This window comes from bacterium (assembly GCA_019695335.1).
Taxonomy (GTDB): domain Bacteria; phylum CLD3; class CLD3; order SB21; family SB21; genus JABWBZ01.
The window spans coordinates 1-24,617 of record JAIBAF010000041.1; the positions used below are offsets into that span (position 1 = coordinate 1).

Genomic DNA, 24,617 nt, shown 5'->3' on the forward strand with positions numbered 1-24,617 from the left:
GCTCAATCACAAAAAGACGAAATTCCGACTCTAAAATCCATTCTGCTTGAACAACTCAAAACCACGCATGACCAAAAAGATTGGTTTGTGCCGCTAAATATCGCTTTGGAAGGATTGACGCCGGATCAGGCCAATTGGACGGATGGCAAAGGCAATCATTCCGTCGCTCAATTGGCGACGCATTTGATTTTCTGGAATGAACGGTCGCTGAAAAGATTTAATAATGCTTCAGTGCCGGATTTTACAGGAATGAACGATGAAACATTCACAGCCGTGACCAAAGAAACATGGCCGGCAACCATTGCTAAAGCCGATAGTGTTTTAAAAGCATGGGAAAAGATTGTAGAAACATCCGATGACGCGAAATTACAAAAATGGTACAGCACTATTGCCCATATCGGCGCTCACAACGCTTATCACATCGGCCAGATTATTTATATTCGTAAACAACAAGGTTCGTGGGACGCGAATAAGGGTGTGAAGTAGGAACGACGTTTATGAAAGCTATTTCCACTAAAACAGCCGAACATTATCAATGGGGCGATCATTGCGATGGTTATCATTTGGTCAAGTCGGACAAATTATCGGTAATCGAAGAAATCGTTCCGGCCGGCGCATCTGAAAAGAACCATTATCACGATCAGGCAACGCAGTTTTTTTATATTTTAAACGGAACCGGGACTCTGAAAATCAATGACGACATTGTCCAACTGAGTGCAGGGGAAGGCATTGTGATTGAACCCGGTACACCGCATCAATTTAGAAATGACTCCGATCGGGATGTTCGTTTTCTGGTTGTTTCGACTCCGAAAAGCCATGGGGACCGGCATGAAGTATCGTCGTAAAGATTTCTTTTCTTTCATCAAAACCTTTTTATATACTTCGTTCGAAAAAATCAATTATCCATCAGACTTGATAGCAAAATGAAAAAAATCCGGAAATTGGAACTGCTTTTAAAACATCTTTTTTCAGTTGTTAATGAAGGCGTTAATGTAATCCATGAGCGTCAATTTGAGAAAGAACTACTCGATCGCTATGGTATTAAGCAATTGCCAACCATCGATCTGTTTGAACTCTTTCCGGATTTTGAAGAAGGACTGTCGACGTATAGTTTCCTTGAAGGAACCTCGCTAGTGACGGATATCATGCTGTTAAAAAAAATTGCAAAAAATTATGAAAGATGTGAATACCTTGAAATCGGTTCATGGCGTGGCGAAAGTATTGTCAATGTGGCCGAATGTGCGGATCATTGCACGTCGATCACATTATCGCCTGACGAAATGCGTCTTAAAAACATACCTGCGGCATTCATTGATTTGCATGGTGTTTTTTCAAAGGGCGTCAAAAATGTAACCGAAATACTGCACGATTCGTTCACTTTCGATTTTCTTTCACTTGGAAAGAAATTTGACCTGATTTTTATCGACGGAGATCATACATACGAAGGCGTGTTGAATGACACGAAAAAGACGTTTGGATTACGGCGGGATATCACATCGGTTATCGTCTGGCATGATTACGGGTTTACGACTGAAACAGTCCGGCATTCCGTATTAAAAGGAATTTTAGATGGGATCCCTCAGGAGAAGCACAAACATTTATACCATGTTTCCAATACAATGAGTGCCGTGTATATCGAAAACAAAAGTTTTGCTTGTACTCAAACTCAATTTCCATCGGCTCCAAACAAGAAATTCTCGGTAAAAGTAAAAGCCTACCCGATATAATTCATCTTTTAAATAGTCAGATACCGTGTAGTTTACGCACCGAATTGGCGTAAGTGATGATCAAGATGTTTATACATTCCGGTTGCCCATTCCATTTCAGTCAGCGGTCCGAAAAACGCATGCGGATGTTTGGTGCATTTGACTTCGCCGCCTTCGGTAAATTGCCGCACAAGATTTTTCAAGCGTTCTTTTTCGGCTGCAAAATCGTGTTGACCTGTCATAATAAAAGTAGAATGAGTAGGGTTGTTTTTTTTAAAAGGTTTTTCATCGACAAAATTTGATTTGAAAAATCGGCCAAGAACTTTGCCTATAAACATCCATGGTAGATATTTCTGATCGGTCGCAACTTCCATTGACACAACGCAGTGGGCGAGCATCTGAGCAACGTCCATTTTACCCCACTGGCGTTGACTCTGAGGGCTCAGGCGGTCAATGCGGCTCAAAATTTCATTCATCGCTTCACGCTGAAATAAGTTTTTCATAGTCATTAGTTAATAAGGTAAAATTTTTTCAAATATTAAATTTATGTACGGGTAATTCAAGGGAAATCACTTACTGTTTTTTTGCAAGATATTGATTGAAATATCGAAAAAACTGATCCGTGTCTATTAATTTTTTTTTGCCGTATTGCAAAGAGGGGAGTTGCAGTTCGATTACCGTACCATTCAGATGATCAATTGATAAAATGGCTCCTATACTTTCTGCCCGCGCTTTCATATTTCTTGTCCCATGTCCCGTTGATTCTTTTGATATCTTTATGCCAACGCCGTTGTCTTTTATTTGCATGATAAATGAATCTTTTTTCCATTGTAATTGCGTTTCGACTTTGGTTGCCCCGGAATGTTTAACGATGTTTGTAATGGCCTCTTTAAAGATCAAATAAATAACTTGCCGTATTTGAGGAGCGCTAGGCATCTGCCGGTCACCTTGAATATTCATTTTGAATTCAATATCAAGCGGCCCAAGCATACGGTGGGCAAATTCGCTCATCCTATTGACTAAACTTTCAAAATGGTCATTTCTGGCATCAATCGACCATACAACATCGCTCATTGCCTGAACAACTTCACGTGTCAAGCCCTCAATTTGACTCAACACATTCACTTTATCTGCCATAGGAATGCCTGTTCGCAGTAAACCTGAATAAACTGAAATATTAGTCAATGTCGAGCCGACGTCGTCATGTAGATCGCTTGCAATCTTTGCTCTTAATCTTTCGATCTCAAGAAATCGTTGGATACGTGAACGGTACATAAGCCAAACGGTTCCTATTATAATCGTAAACATCAATCCTTTAAACCATAGTGTCTGCCAAAATGCTGGATGTACCCGGATCATCATGGAAGTTCCCGCTTCATTCCAAATACCGTCGCTGTTAGATCCCTTTACGTAAAGGGTATAATCACCAGGTTCCAAATTAGTATAAGTGGCAATCCGGTGTCGGGAGTCACTGAAAATCCACTCTTCATCGAATCCTTCCAGCTTGTAAGCATATTGATTTACGGACGGAGTTGAATAATCAAGAGATGAAAACTCAAATGAAATGACATATTCTTCGTGAGACAAATCCACTTGTGCCGGAAATCCGGGTCGAAGCCGTTGAATAGACCTTTCCTTATTGAGGACTTTAAGTGACGTTAGAACAACCGGGGACATTTTGGTTTTATTTCGAATGCTATCTGGATGAAAAAACTGTAAAGCCTTCGATGGATCCGAAATAAATTTTTCCATCTGAAGCTCTAAGAAATGCATCGTTATTGAATTCTTTACTGGATAAACCGTCTCCCGTACTATATTGATGATACGATCCTGTGAACATATCGAAACACAACACGCCATCTTTTGAACTCAGCCACAATGAATGATGCCCATCCCAAGCCATTCCCTCAAAGTGATTACTGGATAAATCTCTTCCGGTTAGATAAACCCTAAACGAATTCTGTATCGGATCGAATTTATTTAAGCCCCAATTGGTTGCTAACCATAGGTATCCGGAGGAATCTTCGAAGATCGCCCTGACAAAATTATTGCTGATAGAAGAAGTGTTATCAGAATGGATGTATTTTTTAAAAGTTTTAGATGTACGATCAAATAAATTTAATCCTCCACCTTCGGTTCCAATCCATATCGAGCCTTTTCGATCTTCATAGACAAAATGAATAAAATCGGCTCTGAGGCTGGAACTGTCCGCCAACGTAAATCTTTCAAATTTTTTTTCTTTTCGGTCGAAAATATTCAGCCCGCCTCCGTATGTTCCAACCCAAATCATACCTGAACGATCCTCATATACTTCCTGAATTTGGTTGAGGCTGATGGAAAAACTATCTGATGGATTAAAGGTATATTGTTCCACATCAAGATTTCCAAGCCAAAAGGAGCCCTCTGTATCTTTGTATATGGTAAAAATATTTGAGAATCGGCGAAGAAATTGAGGCGCTTTCTGGAAATTTTCGTTTTTAGAATCAAAAATATTGACGCTCCCACCTAAAGTGCCGATCCAAATAATACCGGACTTGTCTTCACAGAAAGAAGTAATACTATTGCTGTTCAGCCATTGAGATTTTGTAATATCTTTTTTGAAGGATGTAAACTTTCTGTCCAATACTAATTTATTAACACCGCCGTCGCTACAACCGACCCACACGATATCATCCGCACTGAGCAAGCTGAAGACACGATCAGTACTTAAACTCTTTAAATCGTAAGGATTATTTCTGACACGTGTGAAACGTTTGGTCGATAAATCGAATACGTTTAAGCCATCACTATACGTTCCAATCCAGAGACGATTATCATCCAATATCATAGATCTAATGTTATTATTGCTTAGACTATTGGAATCAGCAGGATCGTTACGGTAGTTATGGAAACGGTTGTTTTCCGGATCAAACTGGCTAAGTCCGTTCCATGTGGCAATCCAAAGATTGCTGTTACGGTCTTCAGTTATTACTCGAACTCTGTTGCCCGCCAAACTGTTAGGATTACTGGGATCGGGAAAGTAATTCTTAAAAGTATGCGTTTGTCGATCAAATTTGCTCAACCCGTTCCAAGTTCCCACCCAAAGCTGCCCTTTAGAATCCTCACAAAGAGCACGTATTCGTCTACCACCGGAGAAAGTTGTATCTATGCTGTTGGGAGGGTAGTGTGCAAAACGGTTAGTTTCTCTGTCCCAGATGTCAAGTCCGCCGTTTTCAGTGCCAATGTACAATTTTCCATCGCGACACTCTTTAATCGTAAGCACACATTGTCACTAATACTGTGTTCGTCGGATGGATCGTGCAGATAGCGGGTAAATTTTTCCGTATTTCGATCGAAACTGCACAGGCCATAGTCTGTACAAACCCATATCAAACCGTACTGATCTTCATAAATAGCGCTAATGTAGTCGTTAGAAATGGATGTAGAATCCGACGGATCCGATAAAAACACACGAAACTGGTATCCATCGTAACGATTGAGGCCATGCTGAGTGCCAATCCATATAAAACCCTCACTGTCTTTGAACATGCACAGTATGGTATTTTGTGATAAACCTTCATCTATAGTTAGGTGCTCAAAAAGAAATTGTTGAGACCATAAATCTTGAGAAATAAAAATAATGATCATTCCAAAACAAATCAGACGCTTCATACTTGTCTTTCGAAATTATATCATCCTGTTGGGAAGAATAAGTGGATGATTTCCCTCTACCTTTTACAACGAATGTAGTGTGTACTGTCTCTTTAATTGCTCTTATTAATTAATTGTAATAAGGTTGTTAGGCGGTCAATTCGTTGTATATTTTGCTCATGATCACAGGTAGGAATGTATTCTTATAGTAAGAGCGGTATTAAACATATTAATATTCAAATCAATGAGAGCATTTGCAAGAGAAATTTTGATTTTAAAATTGCAACATTTTCACGACATTTTTGTCTTAAATACGTAACCAATACTACAAGGTGCCTATTCCAATGCTAAAATTTATCTTTATCTTACTTTTTGTTTCTTCTGCTTTGGCTCAAACGACGATTACTGGCTACGTACGCGATGCAGCGAACGGTGACGCATTACCGGCAGCTAATCTTCAAATTGAAGGTACCTATCAGGGTGCGATTACTAACCGGGAAGGTCGTTACATTCTTAAAATTGAACACCTGCCGGCCGTCATTTTGATTCGTTATATCGGTTATGAATCGAAACGAATTACGATCAACTCCGATTTTTCATCACAGGTGGATATTGAACTCAAACCGTCTCCGATTGAAATGCAAAATGTTGTGATTACCGGCGAAGATCCAGCCGTTTTTCTGATGCGCAATGTTATAGCCAAGAAACAGCGATGGTTTGGCAAATTAAAGAATTTCAAAGCGGACGTTTATTCCCGTCTTAGTCTTGAAAATGATTCGGGCATTGTTATGCTCTCCGAATCGCTCGGCGATATGTATTGGGATCGTATCAAAGGTATTCGTGCCGTGATCAAATCAAAACGTGCTACAAAAAACGTTAATCCCAAAGACTTGGCATTTTCCCTCGAAGACGCAGTGGTTAATTTTTATGATGACGACGTGACCATCCAGAATTCCCGGTTTGTCGGGCCAACACATCCTGACGCTCTTTCATATTACGATTTCAAACTAATAGGTCAGCGCAACTTAGACGGTCGCATTGTCTATGACATTCGGGTTAATACGAAAAGTAAATTACAGCCAACCTTTGTTGGAACGGTTTCTGTGCTCGATGCCGATTCAGTGCTGATTGCGGTTGATTTGAAACCGTCCGAATTTGCGATCTTCCCGATGCCCATCCGCCAATGGGACGTTGCGTATAAACAGCAATTCAGTAATTTTGGTCGTGAATATTGGTTGCCCGTTGATATCCGAATGAATGGTTTAACCAAGATCGGGTTACCGGGATTGGAATTTCCATTGATCAAGTATGGTCAGGTAAGCGCATTTAATGATTATTTGATCAATCAATCAATGCCGGATTCGCTTTACAAGCAAAAACGCCGGATGGTCGTTGATTCAGTTGCCTTGCAAAAACCTAATCAATTTGATTCTGCCCGTGTTTTTATTCCGCTTTCCGAGCGTGAGGATTCGGCTTATGCAGGTATTAAACGCGGCGACTCTTTTGCTAAAGCGTTCAAGCCGACCGGTATGTTGTCTAAGTATGTCAAAATGGAAGACGACTATAATGACAGCGTCGCTGCTGAAAATGTTAAACCGAAGAGCGCTTTTAAAAAACTGACCAACGATCTTTCGCCTCAGTTAGGTTTTAACCGTGTCGAAGGAGGGCGATTGGGATTAAAATATGAACACGAATTTAACCGGACATGGAAAGCTTTTATTCGAGGCGGCTATGCGACTGCGCTCAAAGATCCATTTTACGGTACCGGCGCTGAATACCGTTGGGGGCGGCGCTTTGTTCATTTTGTCAAAGTGTCGTTCTATGCCGGCGTAACGCCGCGTTTTGATTCGGATAACTACGCCGTATGGATGGGACAAATGCTTCCGTTTACCGGTTATCGCGATTATTTCGATTATTACAAAGCGCGTGAAATTCGTTTGAGCGCCGGGTATTATTTTCGTAGCGTGGATATGACGATTGAAACCACCTTGATCAATGATCGCCAGGCTTCCGTGAAAAAAAGATCCGATTGGGACATTATTGGCCGATCATACCGGCAACGTATCAATCCGGTTATCGATGAAGGTACTTTACGCGCCGTTCAATTCATTGTGCAATATGGTGATGACTATGTTCCGCTCGGCGTGGTCGGTGACCGGAATGCTAAGATTGTCATTGAGCATAGCCCGGCTTCGCTCAGCGATTTTGATTACACGACTTTTCGAGGTGAAATCAATTGGCGCATTCCTACATTTATGCAAAGGCGATTTTTGCCCAATGTTTTGGACATCCGTGCCGTAGGCGGAACGTATGCCGGAAATCTGCCCATTCAAAAACGAGCTATTCTGGACGGATCGTTAGGCATTTTTACGCCGTTTGGCACATTCAAAACATTGCGGTCACGAGCCTATGAAGGTGAAAAATTCGCAGCCGTTTTCTGGGAACATAATTTCAGAACATTGCTTTTTGAAATAATCGGTCTGCGCGCATTGGCTAAGCGTAATATCGGCATCGCCGTTTTCGGAGCTCACGGACGTACGTGGATTAAAGAATCGCATCTAGCATCGTCGGGATACGCGCCCGTTTACTCTGATAAACTTCACCAGGAAATCGGAGGCTCGATCAACGGTCTGTTTGGTTTGCTTCGTCTCGATGCAGCGAAAAGGTTGAACCACAAAGGGTTTTATTTCGGCGTAAGCATGGCACGATTGTTTTGAGTGATTATATTTAATTATTGCAACGCACTTTCAAAGAGCGTTGCACTTTATACAGCAACTCTTTATTTAGTTGTTACAGCCGGTATGATATATTTCTCCATCATTTCATCTACTTGCGGATGCGCGTTACGATAGCGGTATGCGCTTGCAGTGACCACTATTACCAAAGGTTCATTCGCAAACACAAAAATTTTATTACCACCGGTGCCGGTACAATAATAAACTTCGTATGATTTTCCATTCACTTTGTAAGTTTTAATCCACCACAAATATCCGTATTCATTACCCTGAACGGTTGTTGGAAGATATTTAGTAAATGATTTTTTAACCCAATCGGCAGGAATAATTTGTTTGCCTTTCCATTTACCGCCGTTTTTATACAATTGCCCGTATTTGGCGAAGTCGAGCGCGGATAATTGAAATCCGCCGGCTGTATTAGGAACGTTTTGTGGCGTATATTGCCAACGATAATTCGTAATACCTAAGGGCTTAAATAATTTTTCATCGGCATATTTTTCCAGACCGCCTGGAACTTTGCTGTTAAGAATATCACCCAGCAGAACTACACCGCCAGTGAAGTAATACCATTTATCTCCCGGATTCCGATCCGATGCCATTGGAAGGTTGAGAGCCCATTGTATCCAATTATCCTGCGGGTACATATTTTCTTCATTACCGATAGATTTTTCATCAAAATCAAACCCGTCAAATCCCGAACTCATCGTGATCAAATGTTTAAGTTTGACCTGAGATTTTTTAGCGTCAAAATGATCGTATTGTTTCAGATCGTAGAATTCGGCAAGTGTCTGATCGACATTATTAAGATAACCTTCATGAATAGCAATACCGAGGACACTTCCAGCCATCGTTTTGCTGACCGACCTGGGATTATGAAGCGAATCGCGTCCTTCGCCGTTAAAATATTCTTCAATCAGCAATTTTTCGTTACGGATCACCACGATACCGTTGATTTGCTTATACGTGTCATCGGCAATTTTTTTCTTCAGTTCACCGATCAATGTCTTGTCATACGATTCGCCACTTATTTTCCAGCCATTGATTTCCTGGCTGACCACCGACGAAACTACAATCAAAAGTACAAACCCCAAGATTCGCATAAGTTTTATTCCTTTTAGAGTAAAAAAAATCTTTACGGAAAATAAGATTTTATGCAATCATCGTATAGAACGAAATTAGCATTCGTGAATTTTATAGCAATGACCGGTATTGAGCGGGGGTGAAATTCATAACCGATTTAAAACATCGGACGAAATGACTTTGATCGGCGAATCCACATTGGTATGCGATATCAGCCAAACTCAAATTAGCGTTTGACATAAGGGCGAGCGAACGTTGGACTTTTATTTTTCGCAGGTAAGCTCCCAGTGATGTTCGGAAATATTTAGGAAAATCGCGGGATATGTGTACGGGATGCATTCCGGTTTCTTCAGACAATTCTTTGAGCGTTATTTTTTCATTGCCCCGGTCGTGCAATAACTGATTGATTCTGAAAGCCCATCGGGGCGTCATTCGCTCTCGATCACCCGGCCATGCCAACTCAGCCAGTACATGAACGGCGAGACTTTCGATCGCAAGGGGGCTGCTTTCGTCGTCGATTTTAGTTTCCGCATACATTTTCGAAATCAGCGGAGTAATGTGCGGGTTTTTAATCTGAAAACTTCCTTCAAAGTATTTAGTAGCAATCATGAATCGATCCAGCCATTTCTTTTCGAATTCCAGATGAAATCCTTGTGCATAACCGGGCAACTTGGTATTGCAGTGTGGCTCTTGCCAATTATGAAATAACAACGTTCCGGGTGGACAGGTCACCGTTTCTTTTTTATTGGTTTCAGTAATACAGCCTTTGAGAATAAAAGTCAGATAAGCATTTTCATGATAGTGCCATGGCACCTGATCGTGAGTGTACTCCGTATCAGTGATAACAAGACCATTCATATCAACAGTCTCTTTATGGATTCCGAAATAGGAACCTTTCTTCAAGTGCTGCATAAGTAAATTCGATAAATAAAAAAGGGTTACCGGTACCGGTAACCCTTGAACGTAAGTTTTATAAAAAAGTTGTAACAGTCAACTGATTTACAAAATTCTGGTGATGAAAAAAAGGTAAAGCAGAACCATAACCCCGATAATTGAGAAAAACGTGATCATACCTGAACGGTTATGTGAAAAATTTGAAAATTCCATAATTGTCCTCCATACAGTTTGAATAGCCTATCGCGTTTTCATCGACATGTCTATGCATTCCGATGAAAACGGACACATTTACCGTCCTTTTTGATCAGGCCGGCTTTTTTAAGATTGAAAAAATTAAAGGAATTTTAGGAAAAAGTTGGAGGACCTCGGGAAGGCCAGTGATGGAAAAAGATGGATGTATAAGGTAAGAGAGGAAAATCGTTGCAAAGAGTCCAGTAGACAGAAAGAACTATTTTAAAATCGATTTGAAGACTCTCAATTGTACTATAATCTGTCATGTACTTGATCGATCCCATGTGTTCCGCCATAGCAACTGGAAAATTCTTTGCCGAAGGATAGGCCTGATCATTGACGGAATACGCAGGAATGGAATCAACCTGACAGGTGATTTTTTCAGTGTCGAGTATGGCCAGATAACCAATAAAAATATAGGTTAATAGGACCGCTCTAGAACACAGGATATTGATGTAATTACTGTTAAACATAACTTATTGTACAATATACATTCCAAAACGTCTAAAAACAATCATGCAAGAAAAAATTCTTTAAATTTTTCTAACGCGACAGCCCTGTGACTGATTTGATTTTTAACGGCCGGATCGAGTTCAGCCATAGTTTTATCGTGTTCAAGAATCAAAAAAATCGGATCATAGCCAAAACCATTCGTACCACGTCTTTCTTCAATGATCCATCCTTCACAGGTTCCGTGAAAAGTCTCTTCGAAATATTGTCCTGTCACATCGATTCCAACAAATGCAATTACACAATGAAATCGGGCCGCTCTTTTATCGAACGGTACGGATTTTAATTCATCGAGTACTTTTTTAAGATTAGCTTCATCATCATGTTCTTTACCGGAATAACGGGCAGACAATACGCCGGGGCGGCCTCCGAGGGCGTCGATCTCCAATCCTGAATCGTCGGCAAGCGTCGGAGTTTTTGTTTTTTGATAAATTTCACGCGCCTTTTTTAATGCATTTTCTTCAAACGTAGTACCGTTTTCTTCAATAGGATGAAAATGCGGTAAATCGGCAAGTGAGTGCAGAACAACGTCGTGGCCGCTAAGGATTTCTTTGATTTCTCTGATCTTGTTTGGATTAGCGGTTGCCAAAATGATTTTGTCCAGAATCATGTATTGTTCCCGTTTTGACTAATAGGGTTATTAATAACAATCTATTCAAAATCATGAAATTTGCAAGCAGGGAATCGTTTGGGGCGGTCATACGGTTCGATTTTTTCACATTGATGTTTTAGGTTGAAAAGTTTAGATTGAGTGAGTTATCGACCACATGTCTTTGAGGTGTTATGGAACTTTCCAAAGAGGAAATGATCGAGGTAATGGCCGTTTTCAAAGGCGAAAGCGAGGAACATTTAAAAATTTTGACGGAAAAGGTCGCCGTGCTGGAATCAAATCCTAAAGATACCGGCGCAATCGAATTGTTACACCGGACGTCGCACAGTATGAAAGGCGCAGCGAGAATGATGGGTCTCACGCCGATCGAGTCCATCGGCCATGCACTTGAGGACGGTTTCAAAGCCGTGAAAGACGGAAAACCACTGATCACGACCGACATGATTACCAATATCAAAGCAGCTATTGATGGCGTCCGGCAGCTAATCGATAAGCTTGCTTCGGAGGGGACGACGGAAGGTTTCGATGTTTCCGGCATTCTCAAAAAACTTGAATATTTTAAATAAGTGAATGATGTCATGAAAGGCGCTGAACCTTTTGAACTGTCAGCGCCAGGTGAAAAGGTTGTACTCCTCATTCACGGGTTTACCTCGTCTGCGTATTCGATGCGCGAGTTAGGAGAAAAACTGCAGGCTGCCGGTTATACGGCAAAAGGCATTCTGCTCCCCGGACACGGGACAACTCCGGACGATCTTGAAAAGACATCATGGCAAGAATGGTATTCGGCTGTCGAATCGGCTTATCTCGATCTAACGAAGAATTTCAAAACAATTTTCATTTGCGGACAATCCATGGGCGGTTGCCTGGCAATGTATTTGGCAAGTTTTTATCCTGTCAGCGGTGTCATTGCTATTTCGTCAGGTTTGAAATTAACCGATAAAAAATTGTGGATGCTTCCGCTGGCAAAGCATTTTATCCGGTTTATTCCCAAACGCAATGGTCCCGATTTGAAAAATCCGGAAGCTAAACAACAGGAAGTGCATTATTCCGTAATGCCGGTGCGTAGCATTATGCAATTGCAAAAATTTTTGGATCGTCTGAAATCGCGCATGGCTTCAATTGCTTCACCTGCTCTGTTCATTCACGCGCTTGACGATCATACGTTCGGCTACCAAAACATGGAGACGTTATATAACTTGGTCGCTTCGTCTGTCAAAAAAAAAATTACATTAAACAATAGTTATCACATTGCGACGCTGGATTACGACAAAACTACTGTCCAAAATGAGATAATTGGGTTCATCAGAAATCTATGAAAGAAAAAACTCCAATTGATATTACGATTCGCCGTGAAGCAAAAAATATGAACATTGTTTGGGCGGACGATCATCGTAGCGAATATACATTTACCTATTTACGTACTATATGTCCGTGCGCTCGGTGCACCGAATCAGTTCATCAGCCGGGATCATTCGATCAGATCGGATTAGCTTCAGCCGAAGAAGTCGGGCGGTACGCGATTCGTTTTACGTGGTCGGACGGACATGATCTTGGAATTTTTTCGTTCGAGTTCCTACGAGCACAATGTCCCTGCAAAATTTGCAAAAATTGAAACCTATAACCGATTTGATTTTTAACCAGGAGAGGGTATGATTAAACGTTTAGTTTTTTTTGCAGCGTTAGTTCTATTGGCCGTTGGTTGTACGACAAAGCAAACTGTAAAATCGGATAAAGAATATCAGCAAGCTCTGGAAGAGTCGGAAAAAAACAAAGATAAAAAATTAGACTTTCTTGCTAATGAGAAACTGCCTAATGAGGAATACTTACCTTCCGATAGTGCTTCACCGAATAAAGAAATGACTGAATTTCAAGAAGTATTACCTGCCAATTCTGCGAAATACCGCATTCAGATTTTTGCGGGATCACCGGTGAATGCATCGAAGAATTTTTCAAAATTTGGAACGGATCATCCGGGAACGGAAGTTTACATGATCAACGATAAAAATGAAAACCTCTGGAAAATCTGGGTCGGTGGATTTAATACCAAACACGAAGCGGATTCGGCCAAACAAAAACTCATTGAAAGCGGATACCCGGATTCATGGGTTAGTGAAATGAAAGCCTCACAAGAAGTCAAAATGACGACGACAAATTTATTTTGGGTTCAAGTCGGTTCATTTCAAAACGATGCGGCAGCTCAAAAAATAAAAAGTGAACTCGAATCGAAACAAACCGACAAAGTAATTATTAAAAAAACCGACGCAGCATGGAAAGTCTGGGTTGGTGGAATGGCCGATCGCACTGGCTGCGAAACTTTAAAAAAGAAAATCGCCGAACTTGGTTATCAAGGCGCTTTTATCGTTCAGGGTGGTGAATAAGATGATCGAATTTCAAAATGTTACTGTCGCATACAATGAAAAAAAGAGTCTGGATGACGTGTCACTGAATATCCAGCCGGGAGAATTCGTCTATCTACTCGGTCCAAGTGGCGCCGGCAAAAGTACGATTCTCAAACTTTTGTATATGGATATTTTGCCAACCGGGGGCAATATCACTATCGGAGAATTTTCGTCGCGCGATGTTAAAAAACGTGAAATTCCGTATCTCCGGCGTCAGCTCGGAATTGTTTTTCAGGATTTTCGATTACTCCGCGACCGAAATGTGTACGACAACATTGCATTTGCGCTCATTGTTACGGATACACCGAAAAGTGAAATACCAAAAAAAGTCTTGCGTGCGCTGGCCGAAGTCGGGTTGTCCAATAAAAAAAACCGGATGCCGTTCGAACTTTCGGGCGGCGAACAACAACGCGTCGTCATCGCGCGAGCTTTGGTGAACGAACCGATGGTGATTCTGGCCGATGAGCCTACCGGCAATCTCGATCCTGAAACATCAATGGAAATCATGATGCTGCTGCAAAAAATCAACAGTGAAGGAACGGCTATCATCATGGCAACGCACGATTACGAAATCGTTAAAAAAATTCCGAAACGGATTATTCGAATTGAAAGAGGAAGATTAGCAAGCTAACGGCGATTTCTTCGAAGTAAGCCGGAATAACTCAACACACAAACCATTTTTTTATTAAACAAGTAAATCATGCAAAAACGATTGATCAAAAAAATCCTGATCGCTAATCGCGGCGAAATTGCACTTAGAATCATCAGGGCATGCCGCGAAATGGGCATTTCTACAGTTGCGGTATATTCCGAAGCGGATCGAACGGCGGCGCATGTTCGGCTGGCCGATGAAGCTTATTGTGTCGGTGAAGCGCCTTCTTCCAAAAGTTATCTCGTCATGGAAAATATTCTTGCCGCTGCAAAACAATCGAAAACGGATGCCATTCATCCCGGTTACGGTTTTCTGAGTGAGAATGAAGATTTTGCGCAATTGGCCAAAGATAACGGAATTATTTTCATCGGTCCTTCGCCGGAAGCCATGGCAAAAATGGGCAGTAAAACCGAGGCGCGTAAATTAGCCAAAAGCGCCGGCGTGCCGACGGTTCCCGGAACCGAAGAAGGCATTCGTGACAAAAATGAAGCGAAAACGATTGCCGAGAAAATCGGATTTCCGATTCTGATCAAAGCGGCAGCCGGCGGCGGCGGTAAAGGCATGCGCGTGGTTGAAAAGGCGTCTGAACTCAGCGACGCGATTGATCGTGCTCAAGGTGAAGCGCGTTCGGCCTTCGGCGACGATACGGTGTACATCGAAAAATATGTGACAAAACCTCGTCACATTGAAATTCAGATTATGGCGGACGAATACGGCAACGTCGTTTATCTCGGTGAACGTGAATGCTCGATCCAGCGCCGGCACCAAAAAGTTGTCGAAGAAGCGCCGTCGGCTATCGTATCGGCAGAACTGCGTAAAAAAATGGGCGAGTCGGCGGTGAAATTGGCAAAAGCTTGCAGCTACGCGAATGCCGGCACGCTGGAATTTCTCGTTGACGCGGATTTGAATTATTATTTTCTCGAGATGAATACTCGATTGCAAGTGGAACATCCGGTGACGGAAATGGTGACCGGCATCGACATCGTCAAACAGCAGATTTTGGTTGCGTCCGGTGAGCCGCTGCCTTTCAAACAAGACGACATCCGAATCAACGGGCATGCCATCGAATGCAGAATTTACGCGGAGGATGTCGAAAATAATTTTGCTCCATCGATTGGTAAAATCGAACATCTCGAGCCGTCGCTTGGACCCGGGATTCGCGAAGACAGCGGTATTTTCGAAGGCGATTCCGTGCAAATTTATTACGATCCGATGATCTCCAAATTAGTTGCATGGGGCAATGACCGTGCACAAGCCATCGACCGGATGCGAAGGGCGTTGAGAGAATATGCTGTTGTCGGTGTTGAAACGACAATCCCATTTTGTCTTTTTGTGATGGAAAATGAAAAATTTATCAAGGCCGATTTTGATACAAGTTTTGTGGCGCAGGAATTTTCGCCGTCAAAATTGAAATACAAAGAAGAAAAAATTGCCGCCATCGCCGCCGCACTTCACGATTATACCAATAAACAATCACAGAAAAGCGCCTTCACTGCGTCACAACAACAAAGCGGTAAAGTAAGTAAGTGGAAATTGGCGGGAAGGAAGGGCTGAGTTAAATGGACCAGCATTATGTAAATTTATTTGGTTTACAAGTATCAGACGATGCGTTTTTTTCTACGATAACTGCAATAGCTATTTTAGTAGCCGGATATGCCGCTAATTGGCTTTATGAAAAATATGTTCAAAGCAAACGATTAAATGATGTTGAAAAATACTATTTTACATTGATAGCATTGCTACTTCCAATAATTCAGCGACAAATTGATGAATTGCATAGAATCGTAGGGTATCTAGTAAATGATACAGATGACGAGCCTAAACGTACAATAATAAATTTTTATCCGCTTGAGGAGATTTTGAAATTAAATTCAGAAGATCTCTTTAAAATCTTTGTAAACAGAAAAAAATCTGATAAGAAAACCAATCTTTATGCAGCGTTTTTGCGCGATATTTCTACTGCTAACAATGTTATCAATTCGATTGAGCATGTTCATCACGATCTTCTTGAAGCGTTAAACGAATCATCCAAGAAATATACAGATGCATTCAATCAAATTATGATATTTCATGATAATTTTTTGTTGGATCATAAATCTACAGGGACTAGTCTCGAATCTGATAAGTTTTTGTTAGAATTTGATAGACTGTACGACAAAATAAAAGTTAATAAAGAACAAATTATTGATTTTCAAAATCAAAAATCGTTTAAATTTAATCATGAGTCGTTTATCCTACCTCTTAAAAAAGTCGTTAATGATCATTCTTACGATAATCGTTCAAGATTAATTTCGCCATTTATCGAAAACTGTTTAATGTCCTACTATGACATAAACGTAAGAAGAAACGATTTTGCTGATTCATTTAAACATATGGCAAAGGTTTTGTTTGATTGCTTAATGAGTATTGATAGTACAAGTATGTCCACAAAGCAATTGGAGAACAAGAAGTTTTTTTTTGTGTAGATATTTTTTTAAAAATCAAAAACCCCGCTCGATCATATCGTGCGGGGTTTATATTTGTTAGTGTCTAAGTGTTGAGCAACTACTGAGCGACAGTCGAATCTTTTTTCATTTCCTGTTTCGCTTCTTCACGGCCTTCTTCTTTGGCTTTATCCAATTGCATTTTACGGATCGCATATTTAAAACGATTGGGCGAAATTCTTGCCGTTCCTTGCGTGACAAACGTTCCAAACGCTCCGTCATTGTAATACAGCCACACATTGAAACCGGGAACTAATTCGTCGATCAACGCGGTTTCTTCAAGTAGTTGGTTAGCTCTTTCTTTCGTCAAACCTTTTTCTTTTACAAGCCAGTCCAAACAGACTTTGTAATGTGAATCGCCGCCGGTCACGATGTATGGCTTCGGCAATTTCGCTTTCACGTCTTCCAATTCATTGCTGATCTTGGCAATATGATCGTTTTTCTCAATGATCTGATTGAGCAGACCTCGGTAAGTCATGTCTTGCTCTTTGTCGATCATGTTCTTGATCAGCGATGTTTGTTCTTTGCTCAGGCCCATTACAGTATCCGGCAGAACGATCTGTTCATCGGCTTTACGATTGGCATTAAATTGGCTAACCGCATCGTTGATTTCTTTTTGAATGGAGCCGATTTCTTCGTTTTTATTCTGGATTTTTTTGACGAGGCCGTTGAATTCCTCGATACTGCCAACTTCTTTGGAGCAGCCGACCGTCCACATCAGGATCAGTACCGCTGCCAATGTTTTTTTTAACATACTATTTCTCTCCTTGATAGTTTATATCCTAAATTAGGGTTTAGGGTGCGCGAAAATAACATTCGACCTTCATAAATACAAGGAAAAATATGATTACATGCTAAGTTTGGAATTGCTTTTATAGCATTTGTTAATTATTTTTTAAACCAAAAAAAATTCTATCATAGTTAAATATGGGCGACTGCAATTCTCATGAAGTCAGGATGGATAAGGTTTTTGGGGTGTACGCATTGGTGAAGATGGCGCGGACTCCCGGCTGATGATCAATGCAATTTTGTTTGTCTGATAAAAAATCGATATGGATGCTATTATTTCTCCAAGCAATGGATTTCAACTCGATACCCAATTACCCGGCGACAAATCGATTTCACATCGTGCGGCACTGATCGCAGCATTAGCCGAAGGTGAATCGACAATAACCAATTATTCCAACGGCCGTGATTGTTTGAGTACGCTGAATTGTCTAAAGCAGCTTGGAATAAAAATCGAAACGTCGCAGAACGAATTAAAAATTTCTGGAAAAGGTTTGAAAGGTTTTCAGGCGCCGTCGGAACCTTTGGATTGTGGTAATTCGGGAACGACGGCTCGATTGTTGGCAGGGGTTCTTGCCGGACAGAATTTTGATTCAATTTTGACCGGCGATGAATCATTATCCGGAAGGCCGATGCAGCGGATTATCGATCCGCTCTGTCTGATGGGCGCTGACATTCGCGGCACTTCATCCGGAACTTTGCCGTTGACAATCCGCGGAAAAAAATTAAAGTCCATCGAATTTTCAATGCCGGTTGCCAGCGCACAAGTTAAATCGTGTTTATTGCTGGCCGGACTTTTGGCTGAAGGAAAAACAATTATACGCGAGGCTATACCAACGCGCGATCACACGGAACGGATGTTACACAATGTCACGATCGAACATCACGAAACATTTGCCGATATTTCAATTCGCGGCGGAGTACCCATCGCGCCAAAAAACATTTCAATTCCGGCTGATTTGTCTTCGGCGGCGTTTTTTATCGTTGCCGGCTTATTGACATCCAATTCCGATATTTGTTTGCGTAACGTTACATTAAATCCGACGCGAACGGCGTTTCTTGATGTTTTAGAATCGGCCGGCGCGCTGATTTCAATTGAAAATAAATCAGAAATGCATTCTGAGCCCGTTGGCGACATTCGGATAATTTCGCAGACCCGACATTTCAAACCTTTACAATTATCCGGCAATATTATTCCTCGGATAATTGACGAAATACCCATATTGGCTATTTTTGGAACGCGCGCCGGAATTGAAATAAAAGACGCCAAAGAATTGCGATATAAAGAGACTGATCGCATCCACGCTATAGTGACTAATCTACGCGCTATGAAGTTGCGGGTTGATGAATTTGATGACGGCTTCAAAGTTTTTCCGTCAATGCTACACGGAGCTAGCATAGACAGTTACGGCGATCATCGTATTGCTATGAGCTTTGCAGTGGCCGGCTCAATCGCCGACGGAACGACCATGATCAATAATTCTGAATGCGTAAACATTTCTTTTCCCAATTTTTTTAATTATTTTCAATCGTCCGTTGCAATGTCGCTACAATGAAATTTCATATATGTTAACCTCCGGAGGAACTCATGCCTAAAGAAAAAGTTAAAGCGTCAGACGAGAAAGTCAAAATCGGTATTATCGGTTGCGGAGCCATAGCACAGATTATCCATTTTCCCGTGTTATCAAAGATGGAAGACGTTGAGATTGTTGCAATCGCGGACACAGACAAAACCAAAGTAGAGACATTAGCGGACAAATATAAAATCGGACGCTATTTTACCGATCATGAAAAGTTACTCGCGTTAGATGATATTGACGGCGTACATATCTGTACACCGAATAATCTTCACGAACCGCTTACCATTGAAGCGCTCAGTGCCGGCAAACATGTGATGGTTGAAAAGCCGATCAGTCGTTCCTACGATGAAGCACGCCGGATGGCCGATGAAGCAAAAAAACGTAAAAAAAACTTAATGGTCGGTATGAATCATCGGTTTCGTCCCGATGCCATGGTGCTGAAAAATTTTGTTAAAGGCAAAGAGCTTGGGAAAATCTTTTATACTAAAGCGGGCTGGTTGCGCCGCCGGGGAAGTTGGAACGAATCGGAATGGGCTAAGAAAAAACAGATGGCCGGCGGAGGTGTGTTTATGGATCTGGGCATTCCCATGCTGGATCTGTCGATCTGGTTGATGGATAATCCCAAAGTAAAAAGCGTTTTCAGTACGATGTACAATCATTATCAAAAAGAAGGTATCGAAGATTCAGCCGCGTTAATGATTCGCTTTGACAATGACGCCATGCTGAATCTGGAAGTCAGTTGGACACTGCTGATGGAAAATGATTTTATGTATACTAATCTTTTCGGAACTTTAGGCGGAGCCTTGTTGAATCCGCTCCGAATACATAAAGAAATGCACGGCAATCTCGTCAACGTAACTCCTACCAAAATGGAAAAGCCGGAAAACAATTACAGGAAATCGTATGAATACGAAATAAAGCATTTTGTCGAATGTATTAAGCACAATCGCCCGGTGATGTCCAGTGGCGAAGAGGCTGCCGAAGTGATGCGGGTTGCCGAGGCTATCTATCAATCGGCGAAAGAGAAAAAAGAGATTGTCTTGAAGTAATGTTCAAAAAACTTAAAATCGGACTCGCACTAGGAAGCGGCGGAGCCCGTGGTTTGGCGCATATTGGTGTGCTGAAAGTTCTTGAGCGTGAAAAAATTCCGATTCACGTCATTACCGGCAGTAATATCGGGGCCGTTGTCGGCGGCATGTATGCACAACAGCCCGACATCCGAAAAGTCGAAAATAAAATACAGGTTTTTTTTTCCGGAGAGGATTTCAAAAAAACCGGACTGCAGTTATTCAAGCAGGAAATTCAACCGGAAAATTTTTTCGGACAAATTGCACGCCGCAGCGATGATGGTCTATCGATCCAATGGGACAAAAAACGTGTTTCGCTGATGAAACAGAATCGTTTGGGTATGATCATTGAACATCTGCTGGGTGATAGGCTGATTGAAAATACAAGAATCAAATTTGCTCCGGTTGCAACGAATTTAGAAACGGGCGAAATCGTTGTTTTCAGGAGCGGTAGTATGCGTGAAGCCGTAAAAGCCAGCGCGTCTATTCCGGGTTTTCTTCCACCGATGCAGTATCGCGACATGGTGCTGGTTGACGGTGCTGTTTCAGCTTCGATCCCAGTTGAACCAGCTTTCAGCCTCGGAGCCGATTTTGTGATCGCCGTAAACGTTGGCCGCTCGCTCGAACATGAGATTATGCCTTCCAATGTTATCGACATCCTCTTTCGTACCAATCTCATTACATCATTGCGCAATGATATCATGGCCTGTGAAAAAGCAAATGTAGTCATCAAGCCTGACGTTGGTCACATTCATTGGGCGGATTTTGAAAAACTTTCGGAGTTAATAGCTGCGGGGGAAAAGTACACTGAAACCGCTGTCGAAATTATTAAGATGGGGATTCGGAAAAACAGCGGCAGGTTTGTGAAATATGAGTTTGAAAAGACAGAGGCTAAGTAAATAAACTGTTAATGAGTTGGAAATAATTTTTTAAATTATTTTCTATTCTAAATTTCTCTTTCGCATATTGAAAGTTAGAGCGGAGCATTTGCAACAACTCTTTTTCCGAGGTTAACTCAATTCGAGTTAACGTTTCAGTAAGATCGCCTGATTTATTGAGATCAATTAGAAATCCTCTGTTTTCCAACAGATCCCTGTTGGTTGGGATATCGGATGCAATACAGATTTTGCCATATTTGAATGATTCTAAAATGACATTGGCACAACCTTCTTCCAAGGAGGGTAATACAACAACGTCAGCATCTTCATAAAGATTATGAATGTTTTTTGTGAAATCTATAAACGAAACTCTGCCGCTCATTTGATTGAGTTTCACAAATTGTTTCAATTCATGATAATATCGCACATGCTGTTGTCTTCCAACTAAAACGATCTCGTATTGGGTCGTATTTTTAAGCGATTCCAGTACATACATTTGATTCTTAAAAGGATGGATACGGGCAATGACATATAATTTTTTTAGTGGTCGAGGCAATTGCCATGATGGCTCCCTTTCAATTTCAATACCGTTTGGGATATACCAAATTTTACTTTTTTTAACTCCTATGGTTGTTAAGTATTGATTAGTCAGCAATGCATTCGTAGAAATCGCATGAGCACTGTTATAAAACCATGCCAAATATTTCTTTTCTAATAAAACTGGAGTGGCAGTTCTGGACGAAAAAAGCACTTTGGCTCCGAGCATCTTAAATAATGGAATAAACAAAGACATTGTAAATCCTTGAAAAATAAATAACCGTTTGTTGCATGGCTGTGTATAGTGAAAAAAGATGAACTCATACGACAATTTTATGCAATAAAAAAAGTAACGCAATAATTTCGTGACTTCATTACGAATAAGCCAAAAATTAAGACATGTAATTCTATATTCGATATTATTTTTTTTCAACATTTCAATATCATCAGGGTCAAGCTGTTGAAAACTCCAGAGACTGACCTTCATCAATTTTGATAAACCTACGGCCAAAAGACGAAATTGAGTTTCGGCGCCACCATGTCTAAATACCGGCATAATGATCATAATTTCGGTGTCAGCGTTTTTTAAGGAATCAGAATGTTGCATAAACCAGTTGGTTTGATTGAACGAGTTTATCTTCGACTCATATATTATTTAATACTAAACCATTTCCGATCGTGGACGGTACTTTTCCGTCGAAATTTTTGGTATTTAATTAATTTTTGCTCTCCAATCAAAATAAATTTTCTAAAGAAAAAAATACTGTCACTCAATACATCCTATCAAGTTTGGGATGGCGTATTTACAAAACCAATTGAAAAATATTTTACTATCTCATTATGTACAGTATGCATGGGAAGACTGGATCATGTCAAACAGACATTAATTAAAAATATTCGTGATAATGAGCATTATCCTAAATTAGAATTTCTATTGTTAAACTACAACAGTAATGACGGATTGCACGAGTGGGTCTTGTCTGAAATGAAGCAGTTTATGGACAACGGACGACTGAAATATTATCATACGCATTATCCTATTAGTTTTAATGCCTCACACTCAAAAAATATCGCTTTTAAATTTGCTTCGGGAGAAATAGTTTATAACGTCGATGCGGACAACTTTATCGGAGTAGGATTTGCAACGCATCTTAATAAATTGGCCAACGAAAACCCGCACAAATCTATTTTTGGGAATGGCTTTAGATTTATCGAGGGAAGGATTGGTTTCTTTAAACAAGAATTCATTGAGCTATTGGGAGGTTTTGATGAAAGCTTTGAATCGTATGGTCATGAAGATATGGATATTCTTGAACGAGCATGGCGTCTTGGTTTTAAATTAATGTGGTTTGATAAAGAATATTTTAATGGAATTGACCACAGCGACGCCTTAAGAGTTGCTAATTTCATGAATAAAGATTTAAGAGACAGCTCTTTTAAGAACAGGGTTCGATCATTTAATAATATTTGTCATAAAAAATATCAAGCTAACGAGTTCCGTCAGTGGGGAGTTGTAAAAGACTTGCCAATTGAAAGTCGCCGATAGCCTCTGTTGGTAAAACAATAAAACAGAATCAGCAATAATGTTTCACAAATAAGAGTCGACCAGACAGCGGCTTTCCATGAATAAATTGGAATAAAAAGTAGATTGAGTATTACGTTAACTACCGTAGCAATGAATTGACCAAAGACTCGCATCCGCTGCAGACCCGATGCCGCCAACACTTCGCCTAAAACCATGTGCACGCTTTGTAATATTGGTAAAACGGTCAAATACCGAAGAACCTGCGCGCTTTCAGTATATTCCTTTCCTAAAATCCATGACAAATAGGGGCACGAAATGAAAACTATAATCGCTGCGAATATTCCGATGCCGATTGAATAGGACATCGAGCGATTGCCTAGAATTCTGGCTGTCGGGAAACCAACTCGAAAAAAATGCGGCGCTTGAGAAGCTACAAAACTTTGAATAGGCATAATGAACATTATTACGATCTTATAGGCTGCGTTATAAATTCCGTTAACCACCGATGAGTGAATATTTGTAAGTAAGATTTTATCGCTATCGGTGTATAGACTTTGCAGTATTGACCCGATTGCAAACGGGAAACCCAATTTGATAGTTGATAAAGGAACAAGAGTTGATTTTTTTGGAAGTCCGAAATGATGAATAAAGAAAAATAGGTCTATTAAAGTCACGACAAGATTGGTTGCTAAATAAATGTTCGCCCAAGCTTCTATTGATAAGGGATCAACCAAAAACATGCCGATTAAAACGGCCGCTAATTTACTTGACCCGTAAATGGCATTGGACATTGATGTCATTTCTAATTGCTCGAGCGCCTGAAATATGACGCCAACATTCAAATGAATCCTAAATAAAACACATTCACTGAAAACAATTGCAAAAATAATCCACCAGCTGCTATTGGATTCGTTAAACAAGAGAAGGCCGGAAATTGTAACAAAGCCGCTGATTGGGATTCCTAAAACGATGATGAGAAAAATTGAATGTCCAAGCATTGACCTGTGCTGGGACGGATCTTTGGATAAATGAGACATGATGACGCCATTGAGGCCTAAACCAGAAAGTGGAGCAACCACTGATGCTAAGGCCACGATTCCCATGAACAGACCAAATCCTGATCGCCCCAAGGTTCTGGCTAAAAAAATTGTAAACACACTTGTAGTAAGGATCCTTACTATGTGACCCGATATCATCCACAGTGTATTTTGAACAATTTTCTTCTGCAATCAACCATCCCAACATGGATTAGCGTTTTTAAATCTGTTTCCCAAAAAAATACTGTCTGGGACAAGTTCAAGGGTCACTTAA

25 protein-coding genes are annotated in these 24,617 nt (G+C 40.8%); 15 read left to right on the forward strand and 10 right to left on the reverse strand.

The window, feature by feature from the left end; all coding sequences use genetic code 11:
- The 3 genes from K1X84_11055 to K1X84_11065 all read left to right on the forward strand — a co-directional run.
- A partial coding sequence (locus K1X84_11055; protein MBX7152172.1) for a DinB family protein occupies window positions 1-486 on the forward strand: 486 nt, incomplete at its 5' end.
- A gap of 11 nt (window positions 487-497) precedes the next feature.
- The gene (locus K1X84_11060) at window positions 498-845 is read left to right on the forward strand and encodes a cupin domain-containing protein (GenBank protein MBX7152173.1); all 348 of its coding nucleotides are present in this window, start codon (window positions 498-500) and stop codon (window positions 843-845) included.
- A 78-nt stretch (window positions 846-923) separates the two neighbouring features.
- The gene (locus K1X84_11065; protein MBX7152174.1) at window positions 924-1,727 is read left to right on the forward strand and encodes a class I SAM-dependent methyltransferase; all 804 of its coding nucleotides are present in this window, start codon (window positions 924-926) and stop codon (window positions 1,725-1,727) included.
- 32 nt (window positions 1,728-1,759) lie between these two features.
- Here K1X84_11065 and K1X84_11070 read toward each other — a convergent pair whose 3' ends face one another.
- From K1X84_11070 to K1X84_11085, 4 genes are all read right to left on the reverse strand, one after another.
- Window positions 1,760-2,209 carry a DUF1569 domain-containing protein gene (locus tag K1X84_11070; protein MBX7152175.1) on the reverse strand — a complete coding sequence of 150 codons (450 nt, stop codon included), beginning with the start codon at window positions 2,207-2,209 and terminating at the stop codon, window positions 1,760-1,762.
- A gap of 70 nt (window positions 2,210-2,279) precedes the next feature.
- Window positions 2,280-3,299 carry a hypothetical protein gene (locus K1X84_11075; GenBank protein MBX7152176.1) on the reverse strand — a complete coding sequence of 340 codons (1,020 nt, stop codon included), beginning with the start codon at window positions 3,297-3,299 and terminating at the stop codon, window positions 2,280-2,282.
- 103 nt (window positions 3,300-3,402) lie between these two features.
- The gene (locus tag K1X84_11080) at window positions 3,403-4,935 is read right to left on the reverse strand and encodes a hypothetical protein (GenBank protein MBX7152177.1); all 1,533 of its coding nucleotides are present in this window, start codon (window positions 4,933-4,935) and stop codon (window positions 3,403-3,405) included.
- On the reverse strand, window positions 4,851-5,357 hold the full coding sequence (locus K1X84_11085) for a hypothetical protein (protein ID MBX7152178.1): 507 nt from the start codon (window positions 5,355-5,357) through the stop codon (window positions 4,851-4,853). The genes K1X84_11080 and K1X84_11085 overlap by 85 nt, the downstream gene beginning before the upstream one ends.
- A 323-nt stretch (window positions 5,358-5,680) precedes the next feature.
- Between K1X84_11085 and K1X84_11090 the strand changes: the two genes are divergently transcribed.
- On the forward strand, window positions 5,681-8,053 hold the full coding sequence (locus K1X84_11090; GenBank protein ID MBX7152179.1) for a DUF5686 and carboxypeptidase regulatory-like domain-containing protein: 2,373 nt from the start codon (window positions 5,681-5,683) through the stop codon (window positions 8,051-8,053).
- A gap of 62 nt (window positions 8,054-8,115) precedes the next feature.
- On the opposite strand, the gene K1X84_11095 is transcribed toward K1X84_11090, so the two are convergent.
- The 3 genes from K1X84_11095 to K1X84_11105 form a co-directional block, all read right to left on the reverse strand.
- The gene (locus tag K1X84_11095; GenBank protein ID MBX7152180.1) at window positions 8,116-9,171 is read right to left on the reverse strand and encodes a beta-lactamase family protein; all 1,056 of its coding nucleotides are present in this window, start codon (window positions 9,169-9,171) and stop codon (window positions 8,116-8,118) included.
- Window positions 9,172-9,262: 91 nt separating this feature from the next.
- The gene (locus K1X84_11100; protein MBX7152181.1) at window positions 9,263-10,009 is read right to left on the reverse strand and encodes a helix-turn-helix transcriptional regulator; all 747 of its coding nucleotides are present in this window, start codon (window positions 10,007-10,009) and stop codon (window positions 9,263-9,265) included.
- 784 nt (window positions 10,010-10,793) lie between these two features.
- Window positions 10,794-11,393 carry an XTP/dITP diphosphatase gene (locus K1X84_11105; protein ID MBX7152182.1) on the reverse strand — a complete coding sequence of 200 codons (600 nt, stop codon included), beginning with the start codon at window positions 11,391-11,393 and terminating at the stop codon, window positions 10,794-10,796.
- A 179-nt stretch (window positions 11,394-11,572) separates the two neighbouring features.
- Between K1X84_11105 and K1X84_11110 the strand changes: the two genes are divergently transcribed.
- From K1X84_11110 to K1X84_11140, 7 genes are all read left to right on the forward strand, one after another.
- Complete coding sequence (locus K1X84_11110) at window positions 11,573-11,965, forward strand: Hpt domain-containing protein (protein ID MBX7152183.1); 393 nt, start codon at window positions 11,573-11,575, stop codon at window positions 11,963-11,965.
- Window positions 11,966-11,977: 12 nt separating this feature from the next.
- A complete protein-coding gene (locus K1X84_11115; protein ID MBX7152184.1) occupies window positions 11,978-12,715 on the forward strand; it encodes an alpha/beta fold hydrolase in 738 nt (245 codons plus the stop codon).
- On the forward strand, window positions 12,712-13,011 hold the full coding sequence (locus K1X84_11120; protein MBX7152185.1) for a DUF971 domain-containing protein: 300 nt from the start codon (window positions 12,712-12,714) through the stop codon (window positions 13,009-13,011). Before K1X84_11115 ends, K1X84_11120 begins: the two co-directional genes overlap by 4 nt.
- Window positions 13,012-13,048: 37 nt before the next feature.
- Complete coding sequence (locus K1X84_11125) at window positions 13,049-13,777, forward strand: SPOR domain-containing protein (protein MBX7152186.1); 729 nt, start codon at window positions 13,049-13,051, stop codon at window positions 13,775-13,777.
- A gap of 1 nt (window position 13,778) precedes the next feature.
- Window positions 13,779-14,429 (forward strand): cell division ATP-binding protein FtsE, encoded by a 651-nt coding sequence (gene ftsE / locus K1X84_11130; GenBank protein MBX7152187.1) that lies wholly within the window; start codon window positions 13,779-13,781, stop codon window positions 14,427-14,429.
- 69 nt (window positions 14,430-14,498) lie between these two features.
- Window positions 14,499-16,004, forward strand: a complete 1,506-nt coding sequence (gene accC / locus K1X84_11135; GenBank protein MBX7152188.1) for an acetyl-CoA carboxylase biotin carboxylase subunit — start codon at window positions 14,499-14,501, stop codon at window positions 16,002-16,004.
- 5 nt (window positions 16,005-16,009) lie between these two features.
- Window positions 16,010-16,915: a hypothetical protein gene (locus K1X84_11140; protein ID MBX7152189.1), complete on the forward strand. Its 906-nt coding sequence runs from the start codon at window positions 16,010-16,012 to the stop codon at window positions 16,913-16,915.
- Between the two features lie 79 nt (window positions 16,916-16,994).
- Here K1X84_11140 and K1X84_11145 read toward each other — a convergent pair whose 3' ends face one another.
- Window positions 16,995-17,687 (reverse strand): hypothetical protein, encoded by a 693-nt coding sequence (locus K1X84_11145; GenBank protein ID MBX7152190.1) that lies wholly within the window; start codon window positions 17,685-17,687, stop codon window positions 16,995-16,997.
- 298 nt (window positions 17,688-17,985) lie between these two features.
- Here K1X84_11145 and aroA point away from each other — a divergent pair, with 298 nt between their 5' ends.
- Genes aroA through K1X84_11160 form a run of 3 tightly spaced genes read left to right on the forward strand, consistent with a single transcriptional unit; the run spans window position 17,986 to window position 21,265 of the window.
- Entirely contained in the window at window positions 17,986-19,275 is a 1,290-nt protein-coding gene (aroA, locus tag K1X84_11150) for a 3-phosphoshikimate 1-carboxyvinyltransferase (protein ID MBX7152191.1), read from the forward strand.
- A 32-nt stretch (window positions 19,276-19,307) separates the two neighbouring features.
- Complete coding sequence (locus tag K1X84_11155; protein MBX7152192.1) at window positions 19,308-20,348, forward strand: Gfo/Idh/MocA family oxidoreductase; 1,041 nt, start codon at window positions 19,308-19,310, stop codon at window positions 20,346-20,348.
- Entirely contained in the window at window positions 20,348-21,265 is a 918-nt protein-coding gene (locus K1X84_11160; protein MBX7152193.1) for a patatin-like phospholipase family protein, read from the forward strand. The genes K1X84_11155 and K1X84_11160 overlap by 1 nt, the downstream gene beginning before the upstream one ends.
- Here the strand turns inward: K1X84_11160 and K1X84_11165 are convergent.
- On the reverse strand, window positions 21,258-22,388 hold the full coding sequence (locus K1X84_11165) for a glycosyltransferase family 4 protein (protein ID MBX7152194.1): 1,131 nt from the start codon (window positions 22,386-22,388) through the stop codon (window positions 21,258-21,260). The genes K1X84_11160 and K1X84_11165 overlap by 8 nt on opposite strands.
- On the opposite strand from K1X84_11165, the gene K1X84_11170 reads away from it, so the two are divergent.
- On the forward strand, window positions 22,380-23,327 hold the full coding sequence (locus tag K1X84_11170) for a glycosyltransferase (GenBank protein ID MBX7152195.1): 948 nt from the start codon (window positions 22,380-22,382) through the stop codon (window positions 23,325-23,327). The two genes, K1X84_11165 and K1X84_11170, sit on opposite strands and share 9 nt — an antisense overlap.
- On the opposite strand, the gene K1X84_11175 is transcribed toward K1X84_11170, so the two are convergent.
- Window positions 23,282-24,535 carry an oligosaccharide flippase family protein gene (locus K1X84_11175; protein ID MBX7152196.1) on the reverse strand — a complete coding sequence of 418 codons (1,254 nt, stop codon included), beginning with the start codon at window positions 24,533-24,535 and terminating at the stop codon, window positions 23,282-23,284. The two genes, K1X84_11170 and K1X84_11175, sit on opposite strands and share 46 nt — an antisense overlap.
- Window positions 24,536-24,617 lie beyond the last annotated feature (82 nt).

What these genes read in the sequence shown, in the direction of transcription:
- K1X84_11060 (MBX7152173.1), top strand. Translation starts at nt 498, where the DNA reads ATGAAAGCTATTTCCACTAAAACAGCCGAACATTATCAATGGGGCGAT.
- K1X84_11065 (MBX7152174.1), top strand. Translation starts at nt 924, where the DNA reads ATGAAAAAAATCCGGAAATTGGAACTGCTTTTAAAACATCTTTTTTCA.
- K1X84_11070 (MBX7152175.1), bottom strand. Translation starts at nt 2,209, where the DNA reads ATGAAAAACTTATTTCAGCGTGAAGCGATGAATGAAATTTTGAGCCGC.
- K1X84_11085 (MBX7152178.1), bottom strand. Translation starts at nt 5,357, where the DNA reads ATGAAGCGTCTGATTTGTTTTGGAATGATCATTATTTTTATTTCTCAA.
- K1X84_11090 (MBX7152179.1), top strand. Translation starts at nt 5,681, where the DNA reads ATGCTAAAATTTATCTTTATCTTACTTTTTGTTTCTTCTGCTTTGGCT.
- K1X84_11095 (MBX7152180.1), bottom strand. Translation starts at nt 9,171, where the DNA reads ATGCGAATCTTGGGGTTTGTACTTTTGATTGTAGTTTCGTCGGTGGTC.
- K1X84_11100 (MBX7152181.1), bottom strand. Translation starts at nt 10,009, where the DNA reads ATGAATGGTCTTGTTATCACTGATACGGAGTACACTCACGATCAGGTG.
- K1X84_11110 (MBX7152183.1), top strand. Translation starts at nt 11,573, where the DNA reads ATGGAACTTTCCAAAGAGGAAATGATCGAGGTAATGGCCGTTTTCAAA.
- K1X84_11115 (MBX7152184.1), top strand. Translation starts at nt 11,978, where the DNA reads ATGAAAGGCGCTGAACCTTTTGAACTGTCAGCGCCAGGTGAAAAGGTT.
- K1X84_11120 (MBX7152185.1), top strand. Translation starts at nt 12,712, where the DNA reads ATGAAAGAAAAAACTCCAATTGATATTACGATTCGCCGTGAAGCAAAA.
- K1X84_11125 (MBX7152186.1), top strand. Translation starts at nt 13,049, where the DNA reads ATGATTAAACGTTTAGTTTTTTTTGCAGCGTTAGTTCTATTGGCCGTT.
- ftsE (MBX7152187.1), top strand. Translation starts at nt 13,779, where the DNA reads ATGATCGAATTTCAAAATGTTACTGTCGCATACAATGAAAAAAAGAGT.
- accC (MBX7152188.1), top strand. Translation starts at nt 14,499, where the DNA reads ATGCAAAAACGATTGATCAAAAAAATCCTGATCGCTAATCGCGGCGAA.
- K1X84_11140 (MBX7152189.1), top strand. Translation starts at nt 16,010, where the DNA reads ATGGACCAGCATTATGTAAATTTATTTGGTTTACAAGTATCAGACGAT.
- K1X84_11145 (MBX7152190.1), bottom strand. Translation starts at nt 17,687, where the DNA reads ATGTTAAAAAAAACATTGGCAGCGGTACTGATCCTGATGTGGACGGTC.
- aroA (MBX7152191.1), top strand. Translation starts at nt 17,986, where the DNA reads ATGGATGCTATTATTTCTCCAAGCAATGGATTTCAACTCGATACCCAA.
- K1X84_11155 (MBX7152192.1), top strand. Translation starts at nt 19,308, where the DNA reads ATGCCTAAAGAAAAAGTTAAAGCGTCAGACGAGAAAGTCAAAATCGGT.
- K1X84_11160 (MBX7152193.1), top strand. Translation starts at nt 20,348, where the DNA reads ATGTTCAAAAAACTTAAAATCGGACTCGCACTAGGAAGCGGCGGAGCC.
- K1X84_11170 (MBX7152195.1), top strand. Translation starts at nt 22,380, where the DNA reads ATGTTGCATAAACCAGTTGGTTTGATTGAACGAGTTTATCTTCGACTC.
- K1X84_11165 (MBX7152194.1), bottom strand. Translation starts at nt 22,388, where the DNA reads ATGCAACATTCTGATTCCTTAAAAAACGCTGACACCGAAATTATGATC.